General features: G+C 72.5%; 21 protein-coding genes. 8 read left to right on the top strand and 13 right to left on the bottom strand.

Going from position 1 to position 22,051, the window contains the following annotated elements; translation table 11 throughout:
- Positions 1–87: 87 nt before the first annotated feature.
- The 3 genes from casB to AB0O19_RS25675 all read right to left on the bottom strand — a co-directional run bounded on the left by casB (position 88) and on the right by AB0O19_RS25675 (position 2,875).
- Positions 88–654, bottom strand: a complete 567-nt coding sequence (gene casB / locus AB0O19_RS25685; RefSeq protein WP_363622708.1) for a type I-E CRISPR-associated protein Cse2/CasB — start codon at positions 652–654, stop codon at positions 88–90.
- A complete protein-coding gene (locus AB0O19_RS25680) occupies positions 647–2,263 on the bottom strand; it encodes a type I-E CRISPR-associated protein Cse1/CasA (protein WP_363622706.1) in 1,617 nt (538 codons plus the stop codon). Before AB0O19_RS25680 ends, casB begins: the two co-directional genes overlap by 8 nt.
- Before the next feature lie 423 nt (positions 2,264–2,686).
- Complete coding sequence (locus AB0O19_RS25675) at positions 2,687–2,875, bottom strand: hypothetical protein (protein ID WP_363622704.1); 189 nt, start codon at positions 2,873–2,875, stop codon at positions 2,687–2,689.
- 183 nt (positions 2,876–3,058) lie between these two features.
- Here AB0O19_RS25675 and AB0O19_RS25670 point away from each other — a divergent pair, with 183 nt between their 5' ends.
- A complete protein-coding gene (locus AB0O19_RS25670) occupies positions 3,059–6,823 on the top strand; it encodes a hypothetical protein (RefSeq protein WP_363622702.1) in 3,765 nt (1,254 codons plus the stop codon).
- 203 nt (positions 6,824–7,026) lie between these two features.
- Here the strand turns inward: AB0O19_RS25670 and AB0O19_RS25665 are convergent, their stop codons facing one another.
- From AB0O19_RS25665 to AB0O19_RS25645, 5 genes are all read right to left on the bottom strand, one after another.
- Positions 7,027–10,917, bottom strand: coding sequence for an ATP-binding protein (locus AB0O19_RS25665; protein ID WP_363622701.1), 3,891 nt, complete (start codon positions 10,915–10,917; stop codon positions 7,027–7,029).
- 287 nt (positions 10,918–11,204) lie between these two features.
- Positions 11,205–11,402 carry a hypothetical protein gene (locus tag AB0O19_RS25660; RefSeq protein WP_363584400.1) on the bottom strand — a complete coding sequence of 66 codons (198 nt, stop codon included), beginning with the start codon at positions 11,400–11,402 and terminating at the stop codon, positions 11,205–11,207.
- Between the two features lie 255 nt (positions 11,403–11,657).
- The gene (locus tag AB0O19_RS25655; protein ID WP_363622699.1) at positions 11,658–12,164 is read right to left on the bottom strand and encodes a DUF6328 family protein; all 507 of its coding nucleotides are present in this window, start codon (positions 12,162–12,164) and stop codon (positions 11,658–11,660) included.
- Positions 12,165–12,280: 116 nt separating this feature from the next.
- Complete coding sequence (locus AB0O19_RS25650; protein ID WP_363622697.1) at positions 12,281–12,670, bottom strand: hypothetical protein; 390 nt, start codon at positions 12,668–12,670, stop codon at positions 12,281–12,283.
- 181 nt (positions 12,671–12,851) lie between these two features.
- A complete protein-coding gene (locus tag AB0O19_RS25645; RefSeq protein ID WP_363622695.1) occupies positions 12,852–13,124 on the bottom strand; it encodes a hypothetical protein in 273 nt (90 codons plus the stop codon).
- Positions 13,125–13,369: 245 nt separating this feature from the next.
- Between AB0O19_RS25645 and AB0O19_RS25640 the strand changes: the two genes are divergently transcribed.
- Positions 13,370–13,672, top strand: coding sequence for a hypothetical protein (locus AB0O19_RS25640; RefSeq protein ID WP_363622693.1), 303 nt, complete (start codon positions 13,370–13,372; stop codon positions 13,670–13,672).
- Positions 13,673–13,712: 40 nt separating this feature from the next.
- Here the strand turns inward: AB0O19_RS25640 and AB0O19_RS25635 are convergent, their stop codons facing one another.
- Positions 13,713–15,830, bottom strand: coding sequence for a YbdK family carboxylate-amine ligase (locus AB0O19_RS25635; RefSeq protein ID WP_363622691.1), 2,118 nt, complete (start codon positions 15,828–15,830; stop codon positions 13,713–13,715).
- Between the two features lie 300 nt (positions 15,831–16,130).
- Here AB0O19_RS25635 and AB0O19_RS25630 point away from each other — a divergent pair, with 300 nt between their 5' ends.
- Entirely contained in the window at positions 16,131–16,466 is a 336-nt protein-coding gene (locus AB0O19_RS25630; protein WP_363622689.1) for a hypothetical protein, read from the top strand.
- Between the two features lie 55 nt (positions 16,467–16,521).
- On the opposite strand, the gene AB0O19_RS25625 is transcribed toward AB0O19_RS25630, so the two are convergent.
- Positions 16,522–17,031 carry a DJ-1/PfpI family protein gene (locus AB0O19_RS25625; protein WP_363622687.1) on the bottom strand — a complete coding sequence of 170 codons (510 nt, stop codon included), beginning with the start codon at positions 17,029–17,031 and terminating at the stop codon, positions 16,522–16,524.
- Here AB0O19_RS25625 and AB0O19_RS25620 point away from each other — a divergent pair.
- Together AB0O19_RS25620 and AB0O19_RS25615 are read left to right on the top strand one after the other, a co-directional pair.
- Positions 17,030–17,686: a HemK2/MTQ2 family protein methyltransferase gene (locus AB0O19_RS25620; RefSeq protein WP_363622685.1), complete on the top strand. Its 657-nt coding sequence runs from the start codon at positions 17,030–17,032 to the stop codon at positions 17,684–17,686. The genes AB0O19_RS25625 and AB0O19_RS25620 overlap by 2 nt on opposite strands.
- Positions 17,670–17,960, top strand: a complete 291-nt coding sequence (locus AB0O19_RS25615; protein ID WP_363622683.1) for a CDGSH iron-sulfur domain-containing protein — start codon at positions 17,670–17,672, stop codon at positions 17,958–17,960. The genes AB0O19_RS25620 and AB0O19_RS25615 overlap by 17 nt, the downstream gene beginning before the upstream one ends.
- On the opposite strand, the gene AB0O19_RS25610 is transcribed toward AB0O19_RS25615, so the two are convergent.
- Together AB0O19_RS25610 and AB0O19_RS25605 are read right to left on the bottom strand one after the other, a co-directional pair.
- Positions 17,934–18,947: an iron-containing redox enzyme family protein gene (locus AB0O19_RS25610; protein WP_363622681.1), complete on the bottom strand. Its 1,014-nt coding sequence runs from the start codon at positions 18,945–18,947 to the stop codon at positions 17,934–17,936. The two genes, AB0O19_RS25615 and AB0O19_RS25610, sit on opposite strands and share 27 nt — an antisense overlap.
- Positions 18,944–19,249 carry a hypothetical protein gene (locus AB0O19_RS25605; protein WP_363622679.1) on the bottom strand — a complete coding sequence of 102 codons (306 nt, stop codon included), beginning with the start codon at positions 19,247–19,249 and terminating at the stop codon, positions 18,944–18,946. The genes AB0O19_RS25610 and AB0O19_RS25605 overlap by 4 nt, the downstream gene beginning before the upstream one ends.
- A 205-nt stretch (positions 19,250–19,454) precedes the next feature.
- Between AB0O19_RS25605 and AB0O19_RS25600 the strand changes: the two genes are divergently transcribed.
- Positions 19,455–20,111: a DedA family protein gene (locus AB0O19_RS25600; RefSeq protein WP_363622677.1), complete on the top strand. Its 657-nt coding sequence runs from the start codon at positions 19,455–19,457 to the stop codon at positions 20,109–20,111.
- 98 nt (positions 20,112–20,209) lie between these two features.
- On the opposite strand, the gene AB0O19_RS25595 is transcribed toward AB0O19_RS25600, so the two are convergent.
- Positions 20,210–20,686: a DNA starvation/stationary phase protection protein gene (locus AB0O19_RS25595; protein WP_363584375.1), complete on the bottom strand. Its 477-nt coding sequence runs from the start codon at positions 20,684–20,686 to the stop codon at positions 20,210–20,212.
- A gap of 386 nt (positions 20,687–21,072) precedes the next feature.
- Between AB0O19_RS25595 and AB0O19_RS25590 the strand changes: the two genes are divergently transcribed.
- Together AB0O19_RS25590 and AB0O19_RS25585 are read left to right on the top strand one after the other, a co-directional pair.
- Positions 21,073–21,474, top strand: a complete 402-nt coding sequence (locus tag AB0O19_RS25590) for an SsgA family sporulation/cell division regulator (protein WP_363622675.1) — start codon at positions 21,073–21,075, stop codon at positions 21,472–21,474.
- A gap of 238 nt (positions 21,475–21,712) precedes the next feature.
- The gene (locus tag AB0O19_RS25585; protein ID WP_363584371.1) at positions 21,713–21,868 is read left to right on the top strand and encodes a DUF6131 family protein; all 156 of its coding nucleotides are present in this window, start codon (positions 21,713–21,715) and stop codon (positions 21,866–21,868) included.
- Positions 21,869–22,051 lie beyond the last annotated feature (183 nt).

The following is a 22,051-nucleotide window of genomic DNA, read 5'->3' as shown; positions in this document are numbered from 1 at the left end:
TCCTTATGGTCGGTCGGGATCGTGTACGTGTCGTGCTTGGCCTACCGGTCTGACGAACCGGGCCCATTGGTCCTGCCCGGCCTCGGCCTACCGGCTCTGCGGCGAACTGCCGGACGGCCGGCTCCGGTGGACCGGGGCATGGAAGTCGACCGACCACTGGTAGGCGATGCGGGCCTTGCGGTCGTTCCAGAGGATCAGGTCCTCGGTGAGCCGGGTCCAGGAGGGCGGGAGCCGGTCACAGGACCGGAGCCGGACGATCGTGTGCTGAAGGTGCCGCCACGGCACTCTCCGGCTGACGACCACCCGGTCCACGAGCCGCTGCGCGCCCGGGTCGCCCGGGCCCCGTCCTACGCTGTCACCGATGCGCGCCGCCGCCGAACCAAGACTCCCGTAGCCGTAGGCCGGCGTCGAACGGCCCTGGTGGTAGAGCGCGAAGAGGAAGGCCATCCGCTCGAACAGGTCGCGGTGGCTCTCACCGCCGTACCAGCCGGCCCGGATGTGCGCGTTCGTCCGGCCCCTGGCCCGGCGCAGGTTGGCCAGGGTGCCGTACTCGCGGTTGCGCACCAGGGTGGTGAGCCAGGCAACCAGTGCGGCGCTGTCGTGCGGGAAGGCGTCCGCGACGGGGTACCCGTCTCGGGGGCTGTCCTCAGTCATGGGCGGTCTCCCCCCGGAGTTCGGCCGGGGCCTTCGGATGGCTGATGTCGTCCTCGAAACGCTTCAGGGCGTCCGCCCTGGCCTGGAAGCCCCGCTCATTGGGCGGGAGGGTGTCGAGGCGGTAGACGAGGTGGGTACGGGCCAGACCGGTGAGGGTCTGCGTGTACTCCAGGAGCAGGGGCGCGACCGGATCTCCCGGGTTGTCGTACCCCTCATCGATCACTGCCTCCAGCAACTGGTCGAAGGGCTTGGCAGCCTCGGGCCAGAACATCCACCGCGCGTCGAACCGGGATATCTGCCGGGCCTCGTCGGCCGGCCGCGCTGCCGAGTGGACCTTCTCCGAGGCGAGGATCGCCGCCCGTTTGAGACTCCACGCCAGGTACTCGGCGATGCGCGAGCCCCGCCGGGACGCACGGTAGAGCTGCACCTCCATCGCTGGGGCGTAAGGGAAGTAGCCGTCCGTCCAGGAGACCGGCAGCGTCTTGTTGGAGACGAGGCCGACGGCCCACAAGTGGTAGGGCGCGCCCCGGCATTCCCGCTTGTGCGGCAGCGAGCGCAGTCGCGCGTAGAGACCGGGCTGTGCGTCCTTCACCGCGCTGTACAGGGCGTGCGCCTCCTGCCAGAGGGCGCGCGTGGGCGACGGCCACAGGGGCTTGACCTCTCCGCCGGTGGTCCGGCTGAACACGGCGTCCTGCATGTGCTTTTCCGGGTCGAGTTCCAGGACCTCGCCGGCTCCGATCAACACGCGGTCGACGACGATCGCACCGTCCGCATCGCGCTTCGGTCGCAACAGGACGGAGCGGCCGAGCGCGCTGTGCAGGTCGGCAGGGCTCTCCGGCACCCGAGGGCGGGCCCGCACAGCGAAGTTCCGGCGGCTCACGGAACCACTGGTCCAGGAGGTGTTGAGCCGGCCCGGGTCTCCCTCGGGCGGATAGAGGTTGAGCCGCAAGGTCTCGCCGAACGTACGGCCGAGGGGAACGACCCGAATCCGTCCCTGCAACCGCCCGGTGGACAAGTTGGTGACGGTGGGTCCGAGAATCCTGCCGGTGATCCTTGCCCTGCCGTACGTGCCGTACACGTGCTGGGCGAGCATGGCTCGGAACGCGTCGGCCGCTGGCAGCGGCTCGCCGTCCTCGAGGTGGTGGTGGTCGAAGAACTGGTTGTAGTCACCGGCCCGCTCGATGACCAACTGCGCGGTCCCCGTGCCGCTCTCGTCGAAGGAGGGGGCCAGAAGGGAGTTCTGCCCGAGGGGCGTCTCGGGGTGGAACAGGTCCCAGTGCTCGTCCGGCTCACCGGCCAGCCACTCGGCTGCGGAGCGGAGACTGCGTTCGTCACGGATCCACTCCCGCCACTCCTCGGGTGTGCTCGGACAGGTATCGGAAGCGAAGCAGATGGCCATGACGAACTCGATGACGGCGACTGTCTCGCCCGGGGTCGGGCAGTCAATTGTCGTCAAACTGTCGGCCTGGTCGAGGAGTTCGCACAACGATAAAGGAATCCTGGCGCCTTCGGGCGTCACCGCGGGAATGCACGGCTCTCTCCGTGGGTCCCAGCTGGGGCGCTGCTCGACCAGGGCCGGAGGGTGCGTTCGCGGCAATGCCCTGCCCATCACTTCGTATGATCGCGCTTGTCCGACAAGGGAGTTGGAACCCCAATGCCGAACCCGACGCTAGCACCCGCGATTGGATCGTGTAGCTCGATCGACCGGATTGCCCCGCCATCCCGGTTCAGGGTGGCGGGGCACCGGTCAGCCCCACACACGCGGGGAAAGCGACCCAGCAAACACTCGCTGCCGTCGACGGTTCATTCCCGCTGCACTGCGGGAGCGTCTCTGCCGTGATGCCGACAGGACTCCATCACATCAACGGCCACGAGCAAGGAACAGACGGCGCGCCGTAGACTGAAGCGCCGCCGATTCGCTCGGCTGCCCGGCCCGCTCGATGAACGAAGGTCGCAACGCCCCGTTCCGGGTCCCGCCCCGCTCGAACGGGGCAGGATCCGAAAGCCAGGCTGGAGCACCGCGGGCGCCCGCTCACCTGGACTGGCGGCGCCTGGAGAGGATCGTCAGAGTGGAACGGGCATCACGGCGGCGGTCCGGGGTCCGGGCCAGGACCGAGGCGAGGGCCACGATCGCGAGGACGACCCCGTACAGCAGGCCGGCTCCTGCGGCCAGCACGGCAGCCGCAGTTGCATCCTGGGTCAGCATGGAAAGCACAGTCATGGGGAGATCCTTCTGTCGGAGGCCTGCGGCCCGCGGTCGATGAGCCGAGCTTCTGACGGCGCCCCGGTGCGCCTCCACATCCGGGCGGGATATCCGCTGGTCAGGAGCCCTTTATTCACCAGCGTGGGAGCAGAAATGGTCAGAAGTACGGCGCCCGGGACGGCACGCAGGAACCTCGGGGTGATGCTGCAGGAGTTGATCAAGGCTCGCGGCATGAGTCGCCGAGGTGCTGCACGACTCGTCTCGAACGGCGCGCTACGGGAATCGACCCTCCGGCACTGGTGCTGCGGCGAGTCCGCTCCTCACGCAACGGACCTGTTCTGGAACCTGGTCGAACAATTGGAGGGCCAGGACAGCCAACGCCTCCATCCGCGCGAGGAATGGGAAGTCGCTCTCCATGCCGCGCAAGGAGAGACGGCCAGGGGCCGGCGCGAATGGAGAGCCGACTCGGAGAAGCGCGGCAGGAAGCGCGAGCGCGCCGCGATGAATGCCTTCGTCCGTGATCGGGCTCCGCAGGCGGCCTCGTACCTGTGGTGGCACGCACAGCTTCCCGTAGGAAAGACGGCGCTGCTCACCGACTACGCGAGGCAGCCGCCGCAGGACGCCGACCTCCTGCTCTGTGTCCTGTCCGAGAAGCACGGGACGAACACCCGTACCGAATTCATGACCGAACTGCGCCGACAACTCCAGGTGCCCGAGCCCCGGAGGAAGACGTCCGCCGAGGCGGAGTTCCTGCGCCTGCTCACCAAGGCCGCGGGTCGAAGCCGAAAGCAGAAGCGGCAACTCCTCCTTGTGGTCGACGGCTTGGACGAGGACCGCGCCTGGCCGACGGCTGGGGCGCCCGGTGGGACCGGGGTGGCGAGCATCGCCGCACTTCTCCCGGCCGCTCCTGCGGCGAACGTCCGCGTCATCGTTTCCAGCCGGCGGAGCGGGCCGCTGCCCGTCGACGTCCCCGAAGGGCATCCGCTGCGCGAGCGCGAGTGCCTTCGCCCACTCACCGCGGGCGACCGGAGCTACGATGTCGAACAGGCGTGCTTCGCGGACCTGGAGCGGCTGCGCACAACCGACCTGGGCCGGGCCGTCACCGACCTGCTCGCCGTCACGGACAGCGGGGGCGGCCTGCGAGCAGCCGACCTCGCGGAACTGACCGGGGCCTCCGTCGAGGACGTGAACGGCCTGCTGCACAGCAGGGAGCAGCGCTGCATCGTCTCGAACGGGGAATCGGCCGAGGTCCACCTGCTGAGCCACGCCGGCATGCCGCACGCCATCCGGCGGGAGTGGGACCAGGCCACCGTCGAGCGCTGCACCCGTCGGCTTCACGCCTGGGCGGCGCGCTGGCGCGAGGCCGGCTGGCCCGAGGGCTCTCCGACGTATCTGCTGACCGAGTATCCGCAGCTGCTGGACACGGCGGGTGAGCGCGGACGGCTCCTGCTCGACCCACTGCGCCAGCTGCGGGTCGCGGACGCACTGGGCCCTCAGGTCATGCTCGACCAACTACGTCTTCTCAAATCCGAGTTCAAGGCGGTCGAGGTATCGGATCCTGAACGGCAGGAGGCCGAGACCGCCGTCCGGCTGGCCGCGGCACTGGACCTCGTGCAGCGCCGGGTCGGACCGGTCCCGCCTCGGGCACCCGTGCTCCTCGTGCAGTCGGGGAGCGTCGTCCGCGCCTGCACCGTGGCCCGCTCGGAGCCGGAACTCGTTCTGCGGGCCGCCCGGTTGGCCGAGGTTGCCGTCGAAGCGGCACGCGCCTCGCACCCCGATGCCACCGCAATCGCGCGCGAGGCGGCCGACTGCTTGGTCCGCTCGGGCCGGTTCACTCCGCGCGCCGGTGGCTTCTTCGAGGACGCTTGTGCGGAAGTGGCCGAGGCAGCGGGCGCGTTGGACACACTCGGCATGAGGGATGAGGCAAAGGCACTGTTCCGGGCCGTGGTGCTCAGCGACGCGGCTGCCATGGACGCACTCGTCGAAGGAGCGGTCCTCCTCTCCGCTGACGGCCCCGAGCGCTTCGTGGAAGCCCTGGAGGAGCACGCGGAGGAGCTGAGCGAGGTCGATCCTCGGGCCCAGGCCATGGCCGTGGACATCTGGGCGACCATCGCCCGCGCCTCCAGCTCCCGCAACATCGCGAACCTGGACCGCATCGAACGCCTCTGCAAGGCCATCGATATGTCCGACGGCCTGATCGTGGTGGACACTCTCGCACTCGCGGCCCAGGCCTTGGCGACCATGGGCCGCCGGTCGAAGGCCTGGGACGTGCTCAAGATCGCGCGGGACCATCTGCACACCGCCCTGGTCAGGCTGGACTCCCCAGCCGACCGGGCCCACCGGGCACGCGAGTTCTCCGGCACGATGGACCGTATGGTCCGCGCCGAGACCGCGGCCGGCACCGGCCTCAAACCTCACCTGGACGCCAAGCTGCTGATGACTGCCCTCAGCCGGGGAGTTCGCACAGGCGTTCTCGGCGACGACCAACTGGAGCGGGCGGAGGCCTTTCTCTCAGCAGTCGACGAACAGGTGGCAGCAGAGCACGCCGCCCATCTCGCGGCGAAGGAGGAGCAGCGACGGGCCCACCGGAGGGAGGTGGACGCGAGCGCGAAGGCCCTGACGAAGGAACGGAAAGCCAGATGGAACCCCGCCCAGGCTCCCCCGACCCGAAGTGCACGGCCTCATGTCCAGACGGACGAAGAACCCTCACCGTCCACCGTCCCGGGCCGAAGCCCGGCGCTCGGGAACCCCGAGCCCCTCGTCGGTCCGGTCACCCGGCTCCAGTACGCGGAGCAGCTGGTGCACGGCGGCAACCTCGAGCTCGGACGTGAACAGCTGGAGGCCGCCGTCCGCTCCTCGCTCCCCGACGCGCCGATCGCTCTGAGCACCGGCTCGGCCGAGGAGTTGGTCCGGGCGCTCGGTATGACCGGTGAGTTCGGACAGGCCGAACAGCTGATCAGCTGCTCGACGGAACCAGGCGACCGCGCTCGACACTTGGCCGCGCTGTCCATGGGGTGCTCACTCGGCGGTCGCTCACCGGAGGCGGTTGCGTACGCCCACGAGGCCGCCCGGCTTGTCCCTCCCACACCGCACTTCGCCGTGCGAGGAGCCGTCGCGCAGGCCCTGGCCCATACAGGGGACGCGGAAGCGGCGGTGGCGGTGGCCCGTATGGAGGAGTCGGCAGACGCCAAGGCTTCTTCTTCCGTACGAGGCAGGAGGACTCGACGCACGCTGGTTCTCGTCGCCGCCGGCCTGGCACGGCATGATCCGAAACGTGCCGCTGAACTGATCGGGCCAGCGGTCCAACTGGTACAACGGCGCATCGGCGCTGGCCGCCCGGTCAGCCAACTTCCGGCGCTGGCAGAACTGCTGCTCGCACGCCCCGATCCGACGCGACCGGATCCGGAGCTCAGCGAAGCGATCCGGCTCGCCGCAGAGTTCACGAACAGGCCTCGACAGACCTGGGACCGGGAGGAGACGACGCTCCTGGCCCTGCTGCGGCGGCTCGACTGCGTGCCCGCACCGGGACGCGCCGCCGGTGAGCTGGAAGAGTGGCTGCGCTCCCTGCGACCCGAACGGGCTTCCCACGCTGAACTCGCCCTGCTCAGCTCCCTGGACGGCGATGCCGCCAATGCCCTGCGCATCGCGAACGCAGCATCGACACCGACGGCGCGTGCCGTTGCGCTGGCTGCTGCCGCCCACGTCCTGGCGGGGGCGCCCGCAGTCCTGTCCGTCGAGGAGTCCGAGGACAGCACTGTTCAGCTCTGCCTCGCGCTCGCTCATGCGGGAGGCCGCCCCGACCGCAGCGACGCAGACAGGGCTGCAGCCCGGGACCTCCTCCGGGAACTGCTCGCCGACGGGAGTTGGACGCAGGCGATCCCGTTGCTGCCGTTGCTGGTTCCCGAGTCTCTGCACCCCCTGAGCGAACTGGTCGCCGCACACATCAACGGCCGCACCAGCACCTGACGAAGGCGGTCACGCCTCCCCTGTCGTTGATCACCCGTAGGCGAGCCGACGGAACCCGTCAGCCGGCTTCACCTGGACCGACTGGTTCCAGCACCTGCGGCGCTGGAGACAGGTCGAACCGTCGGTCGTGTGCGTGATCGACTCCTTCGCCGAGGCCTGGAGCGTCAACCAGCCTTACTCCTTCCGCTGGAGCGAACAGAGGGTCAGCCGTTCAGCCACCCGGACACGTCGAATTGGGCCAATCCCCTGTGGTCGGCAAGGACATCGAAGTGACGGTGCCGGCCCCACAGTCCCCGGTCGCCGATGACAAGCAGTCGTCGCCGGGCCCTGCTCACTGCGACGTTGAGGAGGTTGGGGCTGGCAGCCGCCCAGTCGCGGGCTCCGCTCTGGGACGCCACGGTACCCAGCAGCAGGATGACCACGTCCGCCTCCTTGCCCTGGGTGGTGTGCACCGTGCCGACCCGCTTGGCGGGAAGCCGGGTTCCGGCCGTCCGACGCGCCTCGGCGACCACCTCACGGAACGGGCTCACCACGAACACGGACTTGCCGAGTCGCTCGCGCACCTCGGCGGCCGACGCGGTGCTGGGGTCCACCGGCTGCCGGCCCTCTCGTAGCGCGGACTCCGACTCCTCCTGCTCGATCTGCGCGCGCAGCCGCTCCCCGAGGAGATCCAGCACCCTGCCCAGCACGAGCCCCTGCTGAGCCACCCACTTGCCGTCGGACTCGCCCCCGACGACGTCCAGCCAGACGCTGCGGTCGGCGATCGGATAGGGCGCTCGCTCACCCGTGCCGAACACCATCAACCCGTCGTAGGCGATGCGGTTGCTGATCTCGAACATCGGATTGTCGCAGCGACGGTGCACCCGAAGCGGTGACCCCACCCACACCTCCGTTCCGCCGTCCGGGAGTTCGGCCGGGAGCCAGGTGCCGCACCGGGCGAGGCGGTCGGCGACCCGCTGGACCGAGGTACGACCGGGCGCCCACTCCTGCGCCACTCCGTAGTGGGTGCGAAGCCGCTGCTGTGCCGTCCACGGCACCGTCACGACAGGTTCGAGCTGCAACGGGTCGCCGACGACGACCGCCCGGCGGGCCCGCCAGAGTGCACCAACCGCCTGCTGTGGGGTGGCCTGCCCCGCCTCGTCGATGAACAGCCAGCCCAGGTCCTCGGAGCCCAGGCCCGCGAAGAGGCGGTCCAGCGAGGCGAAGGTCGTCGACACCACCGGCACGACCAGGAACAACAGTTGCCAGGCGGCCCGGACGGTTTCCGGCGGTAGGTCCTTCGGGGCGTCGCCACCCACCACCTCCATCACCGCCTGCAAGCTGGTGAGCAGGCGCTTCGCCTCCGCCGCGAGGAAGGCCCTGTGCAGATCCAGCGCGGCGAGGAACACACGGGTGCGGGCGGCGCTGAACTCCTCGTCCATCCAGGGGGCGGACATCTCCCGCCGGCCATCGGCCTGCGGGTCTCCGGGGAGTGCGGCCCAGTCCTCGGCCGGCACGTGTGCGCGCCACCGTCGCGTCGCATCGGAGACCTTGCGGGCGGCGATGTCGGCGGTGGTCCGAGCCGTGGCGGCTGCCTGCTCGGCAGCGGTGACGGCCTGTTCCGCGCGGCGCAGGCCGTCCAGTCGGCTCGCGCACGAGCGCTGTGCCGCAGCCTCGGCGGCAGCGGCCTCCGTGCTGGCGACTCGTGCGTCGGCAAGGAGCTCGCCGAGTCGGCCGAGTGCGGTCTCCGATGCCTCCCATGCTGTTTCGGCCTGGGCCAGAGCACTCACCAGCGGTTCCCGCCCACGCAGCCACCTCTCCTCCGCATCTGAGGAGAGCCAAGCGCGTAGCCGGCGAGGACGCTGCCGCGCATCGTACGAGCGCAGGTCATCGAGCCGCGACTGGCACACTCCCCGGCGCAGCTCCACGGTGCACTGAGCCTCGGCCAACGTCGTGGACACCTGGTGCTCGGTCTGCTGCGTGGCCGCCAGCCGTTCAGTCGCGCTCTGCGCCGCGGCGTGCACGTCGGCCAGTGCGCGCTCGGCCGGGGCCTTGTTCGCCCGGGCCGCTGCCACAGCGGCTTCGGCACCCCGTAGCTGTCGCGCCAGGAGCTCCCTGCTGTCGCGTGCGGCGGCCGCGGCCTCCCTGGACGCGGCCAGCTCCTGGACGGCCTGGCGCGCCTGGGTGAAGCGGCGCACCGCCAGCGGCCAGGGCTCGCCCAGCGCAGCGGTGGCCGGCGCGTCCGGTGCGCAGGGGGCACCGGACACGGGGCTGTCGCCGAGCGGGTTCCGATCCGGGCCAGGTCGGGCGTCACGGTCCGACTCCGTCTGCCGGACCAGGAGATCACGCAGACCCTGGCCGGTGGCCACGGCTTGTCGGCGGCTCTGCCCGGGGCGTCGCGGGTCGGCCGTCTCCTGCATCTCCCTGCCCCACCAGAGGCGGCTGACGAACTGGGAGCGGTTGGCGCGATTGCCGAGAGGTGCCGCGACCGCGCCCCACGCGTCCGCGCCGCCCAGCAGCAGCCTGCCCTGCGCTGAGAGGTAGTCGGCCTCCTCGAGCCACTCCTCGGCTACCGCGGCTGCGGACGGGATCTCGGTCGTCACGTTCTCGACCGCGCCGTTGTTGGCGGACGCGATGACGATCTCGTAGCCCGTCAGCTCCTCCCGCAGCCCGTGAAGCCTCCGGTTCCACTGGCCGGAACTCCAGGTGTGGACCTTGCCGAACGCGTCCGCTGGAGAGACCAACGCTGCCAGCCGCTCCGCACGTTGCACCACCAGGGCGGCGATCAGGTCGCGGAGCATGGTGGTCTTGCCCGTGCCGGGCGGCCCGTTGACCGCGTAAAGGCCGCTGCCCCCGGCGCCACCCAGCTCCGCCAACGCGCTGTTCACCGCGAACTGCTGGCTGAGGACCAGGGGTTGGTCACTCCTACCGGGCCACCGACCGAGCGGGGCGGCTGTCGGACGGACACCGTCCAGCAGGATCTGCGGCTGTTGCCGCACGTCGGTCCGGCGGCCGGAGTCCAGAGTTGCGGTGGGCCGGAGATACTCCTCCAGCGCCCGTCCCGACCTACCTTCCGCGAGCGCCGCAATCACCTGTTCCAGGTCCGCGGCGATGAAACTGTTGAGGAAGTCGGACTGGTCGCTCTCCTCGCTCTGCGACTCCCGGACGGTGTAGCTCTTCACCCGCACGGCGTCCGGCCGCAGCGCCTCCGCGATCCCGAGCTGCTCGGCGACCCAGCGGGTGACGGCCGCGAGGTCCCTGACCTCAAGCGGTTTCAGGCCCAACGGAACGGGGAGATCACTCGTCAGGTCCGGCTCCTCGGGCTCATCCGCCGCGTCCGCGTCATCCCCGGAATGCAGAGCGTCGGAATCGGCACCGCCCGCGGGGTGCAAGCCACCATCGAGGACTCCCTCCACCCGCTGGGTCACGTGATCGCTCACCCGGCTGCTGACCCGGTCCGCGAGCGAGGTCGCCGCCGATCCGGTCAGCGTCTCGGCGACCGCCTGGGTGATCGAGCCCAGCGCGGCGCCCGCCACGGTGCCCACCGTCGAGGCGATCCCGCCGACGGCCGCGCCGAGCACGACATCGACCGCCACACCCGCGATCGCACCGAGCGCCGATCCGGGTCCGGAGGACGCGCCGCCCGCTCCTCGCCGCTGTTCCACCACCGGGAGCCGGCCGTCGCCCAGCTCCAGGAGAGTGGAGACGCACAGCTCGGAGTCCTTCTCGAAGCCGTCGAGCCAGGCCGGGTCCGCCGGCCCCGGGCGCAGGGCCCGGCCCACCGCCCACGCGCACGACGAGATCGTCACGCTGTCCTTGAGCAGCAGCCCCTGGTCGTTGACCGAGAAACAGAGCACCGCGCTCTGGCCGCCCAAGCGGCCGTCGAAGTCCTCGGTGGGGCCGTCGGTGCCGAACACGCCGAGCAGCGTGTCGCGCAGTGCGGCGAGCTCGAACACGCCCGCGTACACCGTGTGCTGCCAGGATCGCCCGCGGCCCGGCGAGCGCCGGCGGAGCCGGTGGCCCGGCTCCCACGGCAGCGGTCGGCCCTCCCAGACCGGATAGACGTCCTTCGACGGATCCACCCGGTCGACCTTCTGCGGACTGAACAACTCCACAGCCCGCCAGTACCGGACGATCGCGGCCCTGCGCCCACGCTCTCCACCGGCCATCCCCACGCCCCCTCATGCCAGCCCCACCCGGTGAGCAAGCAGCGTACGGGATCACGAACTACCCAACGTGGGTCTTGGCGACTTCGGCGAATCGGGTGACAGCGGCTCGCCGGGTTTCCGCACGTGGAAGGGGCCGAAGCCCCTGCTGCGCCGTCCATCGGGTGAGTAGAGTGCGAGCGCCCGGGCGGGGTGCGGGCGGCCAGGGGGCCGGGGGGTGGCGGGGGTGTCGCCGGTCAGGGGGCCTGGGTGTCGGCTGCGGGTGGGGTGGGCGCGTCGTCGGCGTCGTCGGGCTCGTCGGCCTTGGCGCGGACGTCCTTCGGGGTGGGCGCCACGATGTTCCGTTCCTCCGCGGACCGCTCCCGTACGGTGTCGTCGCCGTCCCGCGAGGCGTCGTGCTCCGCGGGGGTGGTGCCCGTGTCGTGCGTGCTCATGGCGTAGCCCTTCTCATCAGGTCAGTCGGCAGATCCGGTGCGCTCTGGGGGCGGCCTCGCGGGCCCGGTGGTTGCTTCCTGCTCGAACCGGCGGGCCTGGCCGCTCCTCCTCGGGGTTGCCCCGGCGTCTACCCCGAACGCCGGTCGCGACGCGTTCGCACGGCCTCGGAGATCCGGTCGGCGGGCCCTGCCGTTCCTGGCGCCGCTCCGGCCACGACGCCACGACGGGATCCGGACCCGTGCAGGACCCCGGCGCTAAGGAGCCGTCCGGCGGGCGGCCGTGCGCCGCAGCACGATCTGGGGCAGGACGAGCCAGGTGGTGGTGAACCAGAGCAGGACGGCTGCGCTGAGGACCCAGGCGGCGACCGGGTTGCCGGTGGCGGTGCGCAGCAGGAGCAGCAGGGCGGCGGCGATGGTCAGGGCCAGGGTGACGAGGCCGGTGGCGATGAGGTGGCCGGCGACGTGGATGAGTTCGGGTTTCATGCCGCGGCCGGCGAGGAGGCGGTGGAAGGCCACGGGGGCGACGAGCGTGCCGGTGGAGAGGGCACCGAGGATGACGGTGGCGACGTAGAGGTCCTTGTCGAAGTCGGGCAGGCCGGCGAAGCGCGGGGTGAAGGCCACGCTGATGAGGAAGCCGAAGAGGATCTGCGCGCCGGTCTGGCACACCCGCACCTCCTGGAGCATCTCGCTCCAGAGCCGGTCGGCCCGTTCCTGGGGCGTCTCGTCCCTGCCCCCGCCGGGCGACTTGTCGTCCTTCAGCACGGTGTCGTCTCCCTGTGCGCGGATGCACGGATGCACGGATGCGCGGGTGCGCGGGTGCTCGATGCGGGCAGGTCGGCAGGCCCGCAGGTCAGGTGCCGGCCCTTCGGGCCGCCGGGTCAGGGGCGGTCTTCGTGGTGGCCGCAGAGCCAGGCCAGCGCTTGGTAGGCGCCCAGGGCGTACGCGGCGTTCGCGGCGTTCGCGCCCTCGTCCGCGCCGTCGCCCTCACCCGAGGCCGAGGCCAAGGCCGAGACGTCGCGCAGACGGACGGCGGCGGCCTGGCACTCGGCCAGGAGCTGCGCCCGGCACGGCCCGGTGGCGCCGAGCGCGGCGGCAGCGGTGAGGGGCGCCGCGACCTGGGCGCCGGCGGCCCATCGGTAGGCCCCCAGGATCCCGTGGTCGAAACCGGTCCACGGCTGCGGGCGGCCGTTGGCCGCCTCGATCGCGTCGAACACCTCGTCCAGTAGGCGCACCCCTACCGCCGGGATCGTCGTCTCGTCACTGGTCATGCCCGCAACCTACGTCGCCCGGACGCGGCCCGCCCCCGGGCGCCCGGTCCGTCCCGGGGCCGGCCGGACGGACGCTGGGCAATCGGGTGAACCCCACGACGGCCGCCGAGGTGGCGCCGGCGGGTCCGGATCCGGCTCGGAGCGCGGTGCGCAGCGCCGGGACCGGGTGGCGGCGGACCACTCAGTCGCCCGTTGCGGGCAAGGCGATGCGGCGCACCTGTCCGGCTTCCAGCTCGACGACGACGGCCAGCACCGGGCGCAGCCAGCGCACCATCGACCGCGCGCCCGGATGCGGCTTTCGCAGCCGTCCGGCGACGGGCGATCCGAGCTCCGCCCGCTCCTGCCCGGACAGCTCACGCGTCACCAGCCGCCGACCGTCGACGAGCACCACCAGCAACCGCCCCGGCTCGCCCGGTTTGCACGGTTTGCCCGGTTCGCCGACGGCCCCGACCACCCAGCCCCTCACCGCAGCCCGCCCGGACACCGTTCCAGCGCGGGCGGCACGATCATCGACGGACTCCTTCCGTGCACGAGGTGTGATCACCCGAGCATGGCAGCAGGCCCCGACGGGCGCGATCCATGCGGTCGTCGGTCCCACCGCTCTTCCAGGCGGGGCCGGGCCGAAACGGGGCAAGGGTGCTCGCCTCGAAAGGCCCACCCCCGGATGTGGGTCCGCCGGAGATGGCCGAGGCTCGGTGCATGGCATCGATCATCGTGCTCTTCGAGCTGGAGCCCGACGGGGCCATCGATGCCATCGCGGCCACTGGTGTGGAAAGTGCGGAAGATGCGGAAGGTGCCGAGCCCGCCGTGATCGCGGTGCACGCCGCCGGGGCCGATCCCGACGTGCCCGAGGACCCGCAGCCGTACACGCTGTGCGGGCTGGAGACCGGCCCGATGGAACACACCCACTACCGGCCGCTCCGGCCCGGCGAGCCCTGGTACCCGCCCACGCTCGCCGACCAGCGGTGCCAGGAGTGCGAGCGCGCCCTGCGCACGCAGTGACCGCAGTGACCGCAGTGCCCGCAGTGCCCGCGTACGGCGCTCACAGTCCGGGCGCGTACGGCGCGATGCCGACGATGAGGATGTCGCGGCGGCCGTCGCCCCCGTCGTCGCCGAGGCGGACCGGGCCGACGTAGTGGCTGACGCGCCGGTCGTGGACGCCGTACCCGTCCAGCGGTTCGGTCAGGACGAAGCGGGTGTGGATGGCGTCGGCGGGCAGCGCGTCGGGTTGTCGGCCGGCGCTCTCCGGGGTGGCGATGACGTTCTCGCCCCCCTCGATGTTCCGGCGGCCGACGAGGTGGGCGAAGGTGAACGTGGCCGGTGAACCGCCGTCCTGGTGAAGGCAGTTCGGCGAGGACACCGCGACCTGGCCCCGGTCCTGCACGCCGAGCGCGATCAGGTGGATGCCGACGTAGACGGGCACGCGGTGCAGGTCCTCCAGCCACAGGGCGTGGTCGAGGTCGGCGCGGACGAGGGCGTCGAGCAGCCGGTTGCCGTGCAGAGAGGGCGGGATGTCGGGCAGCCGGCGGCGCAGCCGGGGGTACTCGGGGTTGTGCTCGTCCTGCCAGTACTCGGTGACGGTGCCGAACTCGCCGTCGGGGGCACCGGGGATGTAGGACAGCGCGCCGGTCCAGGGCAGGTAGACGGCGTGCGAGTAACGGCGGAACCGGTTGGTCTCCCGCGCGTACGGGTCCGGGGGCAGGTCCCGGTAGGCGTCGGCGAGCCGGGCGAAGTCCTCCGCCAGTGCCTCGGGGTCGACGCCGAGGTCGGCGGCGCTCAGGCGGGCGTAGCCGTCGCGGCGCACCAGGCCGCCCCGTTCGGGGGTGCGGCCGTTCGGGTTCGGGGTGGCGTGCATCGGCTTCCCAAGGGGTTCGCGGGCGGCCGTCGGCGCGGTTCCGTCCCCCGGCCGCTCCCTGCCGGCTCCCTCCAAGCTGGCACGCCCGTCGCGGCCGCGCCGCAGTGGGGTCCGCCAGGCGGGTGACTGCGGCGGGGCGGCGTCCGGGGGGATCATGCAGCTCGCCAGGTCGTCCACCACCGCCGGCAGGCCTCCGGCGCGGTGTGCGGCGCGTTGGCGGTGGGCGCCGCTGCCCCGGGTGGCGAGCCGGTCGACGAAGGCGGTGACCCGTTCCAGGTCCCCCAGGTCCTCCAATGCGGCACCGATGTGCTCCAGCAGCCGCCGTGCGCGTTCCGGGGCGGGCAGCATCCGTCCGGTCAGGGCGTCCGCCCCCCGCCCCGGCCAGCCGTCGCGGGTGGCGTACCAGTAGGCGCCGCGCAGCAGCTCACCGCTCAGCCGGGGGCCCTGGTCGCCCTGCTCCGCCAAACGGGCGGAGGTCACCACCAGTCCCCGGACGACGGCCGCCAGGGCCACGGAGTCGACCGCCTCGGCCGGAACGTCCATGCACCGTACTTCCAGGGTCGGCAGGTTCGGGTGCGGGCGGGTGTCCCAGAACGGCAGCTCGGCGAAGGACATTCCGCCGACGTCCGCCATGGCGGTGGCGAAGCGCCGGTAGTCGTCGAAGGATTCGACCCTCGGCGGCGGCCCGAGACCGGGGAACCGCAGGCGCAGCACTGACCGCCAGCTCGCGTACGCGGTGTCCCGTCCGGCGTGGAAGGGCGAGTTGGCGCTCATCTCGACCAGCAGCGGCAGCCATGGCCGCAGATGGTTGCCGACCAGGGCCGCCACCTCCCGGTCGGGCAGGAACACGTGGACGTGCAGGGCGCAGACGGCGAAGTCATCCATCATCGTCCGGAACAGTTTCACCCCGTCGCGGTACCGGGGGTGATCGCCCACCGGCGCCACGTCGCCGCCGATCACGGGTGTCGCGCTGGGACAGACCTTCAGGTTCTCGGCCGTCGCGCACGCGGCCAGTTCGCGGCGCAGTCGCGTCAGCTCGGCGGACAGGTCGTCCATCGTGCTGCACGGCGGTGTCCGCACCTCCATCTGGAGGTCCGTGAACTCCCCGGACACCAGCTCCCCCAGCACGCCGGCGGCGCGGGCGGCCAGCCCCGGCCCGGCGGGCACCGCGGCGCGGGTGGCGGCGTCCACGAGGAAGTACTCCTCCTCCACCCCCACCGTCGGCGCCGGCTGCCGACCGCGCCCCGCACCGTCCGGCACGGGCCGCCGGGAGCCTTCCGCGCGTACCGCGTCGCTGCCGTCCACCCCACCAGCGTCACTCCCCCGGCCCGCGCCGTCATCCCGTACCTGCCGTCATCCCGTACCTGCCATCGGTCCGGCCGCCGCGGACGTCCCGAAGGATGTGGCCCCGCGGACGAACGCGACGACGCCGACCGCCGCCACGCCGGTCGGGGCGCCCACGGGGGCACCGGGGTGCCAGGCCTCACCACGCGTCGCCAAGGCCGTTGGAAGCAGGGTCGGGACCCGTCCGCCGGAGGTGGCCCGGGCTGGTCCGGATGCCACCGAGCGGGTGCGGCGGACCGGCCCAGCAGCGACGTTGAGAAGATGGACATCGTCGTCGTACTTGAGCTAGACATGCCGACCAACGTGCGGCTCCTCGGCCCCGACCACACCCCGGCGGACCCGGAGAGCCCGGTGCGCCGCGTGCACGCCGCCCCCGCGGAAGCCTCGGGCACCTGCGGCCGCCGCACCCTGTGCGGCCTGGACACCGACGGGATGACCCTCGCCCCGCACCGCTACGCCCACCAACCTCCAGCGCACTGGCTCACCTGCAGCACGTGCCAGGCCGCCAGACAGGGCCCCGCACCCGACGCCACCGGAGCGGCCGCCCAGGACCACCACGAGGACGACGCCCACCCGGCGGAAACCGCCGCGCGCTGAGCACCACACCCACCGCGTCGAGCGCGCGGGCGGCGGCCGACGGCCGGTCGCCTCCTCAGCGCGAGCCGACCGCTTCGGACCGTGTGCGCAGCGCGGCGTCGACGCCCCGCAGGAAGTGTTCGAGGTCGTCGGGGTTGCGCGAGGTCACCAGCCGCCAGCCGTCGGCATCGTCCGTGACCAGGGGTTCGTCCGTCCCGGTGGCACCGGCGTTGGCGAGGTCGGTGCGCACGGAGGGGGAGGAGGTGAGCCGCTCGCCGTACGCGACACCCGCCTCGGCCGGCAGCCACGGCCCGTGGCAGATGGCGGCGACGGGACGTCCGGCGACGGTGAAGGCGACGGGACGTCCAGCGACGGTGAAGGCGAGCACGGTGTGGACGGCCGCCTGGCGGAGCCGGAGGGTGTCCGCGGTGATGGTGGCGCCCGGGACGAGCAGCAGGTCGTAGCCGGCGGGGCCACCTCGTCGAGGGTGTGCGCGGAGGTGTGCGGGCCCGGCAGGTGTGCAGGTCCGGCAGGTGTGCAGGTCCGGCAGGTGTGAACGGCGCCGGTGCGGGAAGCCGCCCGGCATGCTGCTGCTGCGACCACCGGGGGTCTATCCGCCGCAGGGGGACACCGAACTGCTGGCCGCCTGTGTGCGCCGGGAGGCGCTGGACGGCTCCAGCCGGGTGCTCGACCTGTGCACGGGGACGGGCGCCGTCGCGCTCGCGGCCGCGAGCAGCGGGGCACGGGTCACGGCGGTCGACCTGTCCGCCCGCGCCGTCGCGGCCGCCTGGTGCAACACCCGCCTGCACCACCGCCGGATCCGGCTGCACCGGGGCGACCTGCTGGCCCCGCTCTCCGGTGGCCGCTTCGACCTGGTGACCGCCAATCCCCCGTACCTCCCCACCGACCCCGGCAAGGAGTCTCCTGGCCGCGGCGCGGCCCTGGCCTGGGACGCCGGCCCGGACGGGCGGCTGGTCCTGGACCGGATCTGCCGGACGACTCCCCGCGTGCTGGCCGCCGGCGGCGTGCTGCTGATCGTGCAGTCCGCGCTCGCGGACGTCCCGGAAACTCTGGCGCTCCTGCGCGCGGCCGGGCTGCGCACGAGCGTGGCGGCGCGGCAGCGGCAGCCCTTCGGGCCGGTGCTGACGGCCCGCGCCGCCCTGTTCGAACGACTCGGGCTGATCGGGCCGGGCGAGCGCGAGGAGGAGCTGGCGGTGGTGCGCGGTGTCCGCGAACGCTGACCGGGACGTCACCCGGGTGGTCGTCGTGCCGGGCGGTCCCCTGCTGGTCGAGGGCCCGGTGGAGGTGGTCCTGCCGGACGGCACCCGGCGGGTCTCCGAGCGCCCGGTGGTGGCCCTGTGCGCCTGCCGGCGCAGCCGGACGTATCCGTTCTGCGACACCAGCCACCGGCGGCACGGCCGCCCGCCGCAAGGCTCGGGAGCACAAGAAGGCTCAGGAGCACGGCACGGCTCAGGAGCACGGCACGGCTCAGGAGGAGGAGTCGGCGAGGGGTGAGCGCAGGGAGGTCCGTCCGGCGCGCCAGCAGCCGAGCAGGTGGTCGGCGAAGCGGCGGTCGGCCGTCCCGGCGGCGGCGATGCCGAAGGCGATGTCCGGCGCCGACTCCGGTTCGGCGGCGAGCAGTTCCTCGATGACCCCGCGGCGCACCAGTTGCTCGTGGACGGCGTCGGCCTCGATGTGTTCGCGGTAGAACAGCGTGCCGTCCTGGCCGCCACCCAGGCGTTCCAGCGCGGCGGCCAGGCGGGCCGAGCCGGGCGAGGAGGTGATCTCGATGGCGGCGAACTGCCCGATGGCGGCGCCGCGCAGCACGCGGTGCAGGCCGAACAGCGTCATCAGGTTGACCGTCGCCAGCATGGGCGCGGGGACGACGTCCAGGTAGTGGCCGTACTCGGGGTCGAGGCCGAAGGCGGTCATCATCCGGGCGAACAGCAGGCAGTGCGCCCGCTCCGGGCGTCCGGCGCCGTACTCGTCGTAGGCGATCGCCATCAGCACCGCCTGGGCCGGCCCGTGGATCCTCGGCAGGACCCACAGTTGCGGATCGGCCTCCTTGAGGTGGTAGACGGACCGGTGCACCAGGTACTCCCGGGCGTGGTGGCGCTCGCCCTCGGCCAGCAGGAAGTGCGAGGGCCCGGTATCCTCGGGCGGCTGCGTGAGCAGTTGCTCCAGCACCTCGGGCAACGCCGGTACGGGTTCCGTCTCGGCGCGCACCCTCGCCAGGAACGATCGCTCCAGCTCCCGTCGCAGGGCGAGCAGTTCCGGCTCCCACTCCCAGCCGGGGTGGACGCCCGGCAGGCCCCGGTCGTGGAGCTCGTAGCACAGGTGCAGCGCGAGCTGGTGGTCCTCTCCCCAGGGGTCGTGGAGCGGGCCCGGTGGCGCGAGCAGCCGTCCGGCGCCGGGCGGGCCGGCGGTCACCAGCCCGAGCACCGCCGCCGACAGCGGTCCGCGCGGTCCGGGCAGACCGGGCGGGCCTGGCAGGCCGCTCATCCGCCGCTCCCCCGGCCATCGGCGCAGGCGCAGAGCACGGCGAAGGCGACCGCGAGGGTCAGCGCCCAGCAGCCCGTGAAGGCCCACAGGACAGGTGGCTCCGCCGTCCGGAGTCCGGCCGCGAGCAGGCCGAGCGATAGCAGAGCGAGCCCGAGAACAGGGCCCGGCCGTACCCCGCGCATCATGTCCCAGGCGCTGCTGCGCAGTCCGAGGCCGAACCTGTGCAGCCGTGCTTCCAGGACGCGGTCGCGGCGCAGCTCCCGTTCGATCCCGAGCAGCGCCTCCTGCTCGCGTCCGTCCATGGTGCGTCCTCCTCGCGGGGTCATCCGTCGTGGTCCGGCGGAGCGGCTACCCGGGAAGCGCGAAGGCTAACGCCGCCGCCGGCAGCGCGGCCTGCCGGAGGAGGGCCGCCCGCCCGCCGAGGAGCACTGCGTGCGGGACCGCCCGCCGTTACATTGAGGCGCAGGGGGCGGCAGAAGGGGCGGGAGATCCCGAACGGGGTGGCTGATGCACTCGATCACCGACTGGCTGGACGGCCTGTCCGGCCCGATCGTGTACGCGGTCGTCGCCGCCCTCGTCTTCGCCGAGGACGCCCTCTTCTTCAGCTTCCTCATCCCCGGTGAGAGCGCCGCCGTCCTCGGCGGTTTCCTCGCCCACCAGGGCAGGGTGTCCATCGGCTGGCTGGTCCTCGCCGTGGTCTGCGCGGCCGTCCTGGGGGACTCCGTCGCCTACGAGATCGGCCGCCACATCGGCCCGGCGGTCCTCGACACGCGCATGCTGCGGCGTCATGAGGAGCAGGTCGACAAGGCCCGTGACCTGATCCGCCGACGGGGGCCGGCGGCCGTCTTCTTCGGCCGCTTCGTCGCCTTCTTCCGCCCCGTGGTGCCCACGCTGGCCGGCGTCTCCCGCATGCCGTACCGCCGTTTCCTCCTCTTCAACGCCCTCGGGGGCCTGGCCTGGGGCGTCGGGTTCACCCTCCTCGGCTACTTCGCCGGGGCCGCCTACACCAAGATCGAGGGCACCGTCGGCGGCGTCGTCGCCGCCCTGCTCGCCGCGGTGGTCGTCATCGCCCTCGTCGTCTGGCGCGTGCGCCGCCACAGGTCCTCAGCCCGTACGCGGTCCCGCCGTACGCAGTCCCGCGAGGCCCGGGACGAGAAGCACTGACGGCCGGACCGCCCAACTGACCTCACCGCGCACGCAGGGGGCCGGGACCCGCCCCCGCCCCGATCCCGGCCCCGCACGTCGCGGTCGGCAGGGCCCCGTCAGTGCTGGTTCTCGGCCTGGAACATCCAGCTGTGCTTCTCCAACTCGGCCGTGAGTCCGATCAGGAGGTCCTGACTGACGGGATCCGCCGGGCCGGTCTCGTCGATGCGCACCCGCATCCGTTCGATCACGGCGGCGAAGGCCTTCACCAGGTTCTGGACGGCCGTCACGTCGGCCGTCCAGCCCTCGGGGAAGTCGGGCAGGTTGCTGGTGGCGGCGATCGTGGCGGCCCGCCCGTCCGGGCTGACCCCGATCGCGGCGGCACGCTCGGCCACCTGGTCGGCGTAGTCGCGCGCGGTGGCGACCACGTCGTCGAGCTGGAGGTGGACGGAGCGGAACCGGGGCCCGTAGAGGTTCCAGTGCGTCTGCTTCGCCACCAGGGACAGGTCCAGCAGGTCGACCAGGGTGCCTTGGAGGGCCTCCCCGGTCGTCTTGCGTTCGCTGTCCGGCAGCGGGCTGCTGATGACGATACCCATCGCTGAGTTCCTTCCGGGTCGGGGGAGCCGTCGGCCGGCCCCCGCGGTGCTGGCGGGCCCTCCACCCGGCGGTTCGGCCTCGACGGGCCGTTCTCGGATTCCGGAGGACGGTGCTCCGAGGCGCCGGGGCATCCGGGACGAGGACGAACGACCGGCCGGGCAGTGGGACCACGCGGCGGCTGCCCCTTCTCGCCGGACGGAAACCACCCGCCTCGCGCCGGGAACCGCGCGGGAGCGGTCCGCATACGATCGAACACGTCGCGCACGCGGGTTTCCGGGATCAGGGCCATGAATCGGCCCGGGGCGGGTAGCCGAGCGCTGCCGCCGCCGGCACTCGGTGCCGCTGCGGGCAACCCGGCGCCACTGCCAGAAACGGAGTCCGTCGCATGACCGTCGTCACCTCCTGGTCCACCGCCGTCACGCTGCCCGAAGGCCCGTTCCCCGATGTGACCGTCGAGGCGCAACTGCGCTTCGACACCTCGCTGCCGTACGCGGTGTGCCTGGTCTTCCCGCCCCTCGGGGGCGGCGGGGAGGCGCAGTGGGTCTTCGCGCGTGACCTGCTGAACGAGGGCCGCCACGCCCCCGCCGGCCACGGGGACGTGACGGTCGCGCCCGGGCGGGCCGGCCGGGTCCTGGTCACCCTGTGCGCCGAGAACGGCCGGGCCGTGATCAGCATCCCCGCGGACGCCGTGACGGCCTTCCTCCTCGACTCCTTCACCCTGGTACCGGCCGGCACCGAATCCGACCACCTCGACATCGACGCCGTCCTCGACCGGATCCGGTCCTGACCCGCCACCGCCGACGGCGGCGACCGCTCGGTGAAGGGCCGGGTGTGCCCGGGGAGGGAACCGAACCCATTCCGCCGCGGGCGGGATGGTTTGCCCGGCCCGCAGAGCGGTACACGCGGATCATGGGCGCGGCCGGAGAAACGACGGCTCCACCACCCCCGGACGGTTCCGGCATCACCATCGAGCGGCCGGACCGCCCCTCCTGACAACCGTCCCCGTCACCACATGGGAGGACCTCGTGATCGTCCTCGGCGTCATCCTGCTCATCGTCGGTTTCGTCACCGGGATCTCGATCCTGTGGACCATCGGCATCATCCTGGCCGTCATCGGCCTCGTCCTGTGGATCGCGGGCTCCGTCGGGCACGCCGTCGGCGGGCGTCGTCACTACTACTGATCCACTCGTCCTATTTTCTGCACCACCCGCCCCATCCCCTGAACCGCCCGTTCACCGGCTCGTGCGGCTGTCGGCCCCGGCACCACGTGGGTGCCGCCGCCGACAGCCGCACGGCGCCGTCAGCCGCACGGCGCCGCCCACCGTCCTCAGCGGCGGTGGCGGTCGGCCCTCAGCGGCAGAGGC

This window comes from Kitasatospora sp. NPDC091276, assembly GCF_040684355.1.
In the GTDB taxonomy this organism is placed as follows: domain Bacteria; phylum Actinomycetota; class Actinomycetes; order Streptomycetales; family Streptomycetaceae; genus Kitasatospora.
The sequence above is the reverse complement of the archived record's forward strand: the minus strand, read 5'-3'. Positions and strand labels throughout refer to the sequence as shown.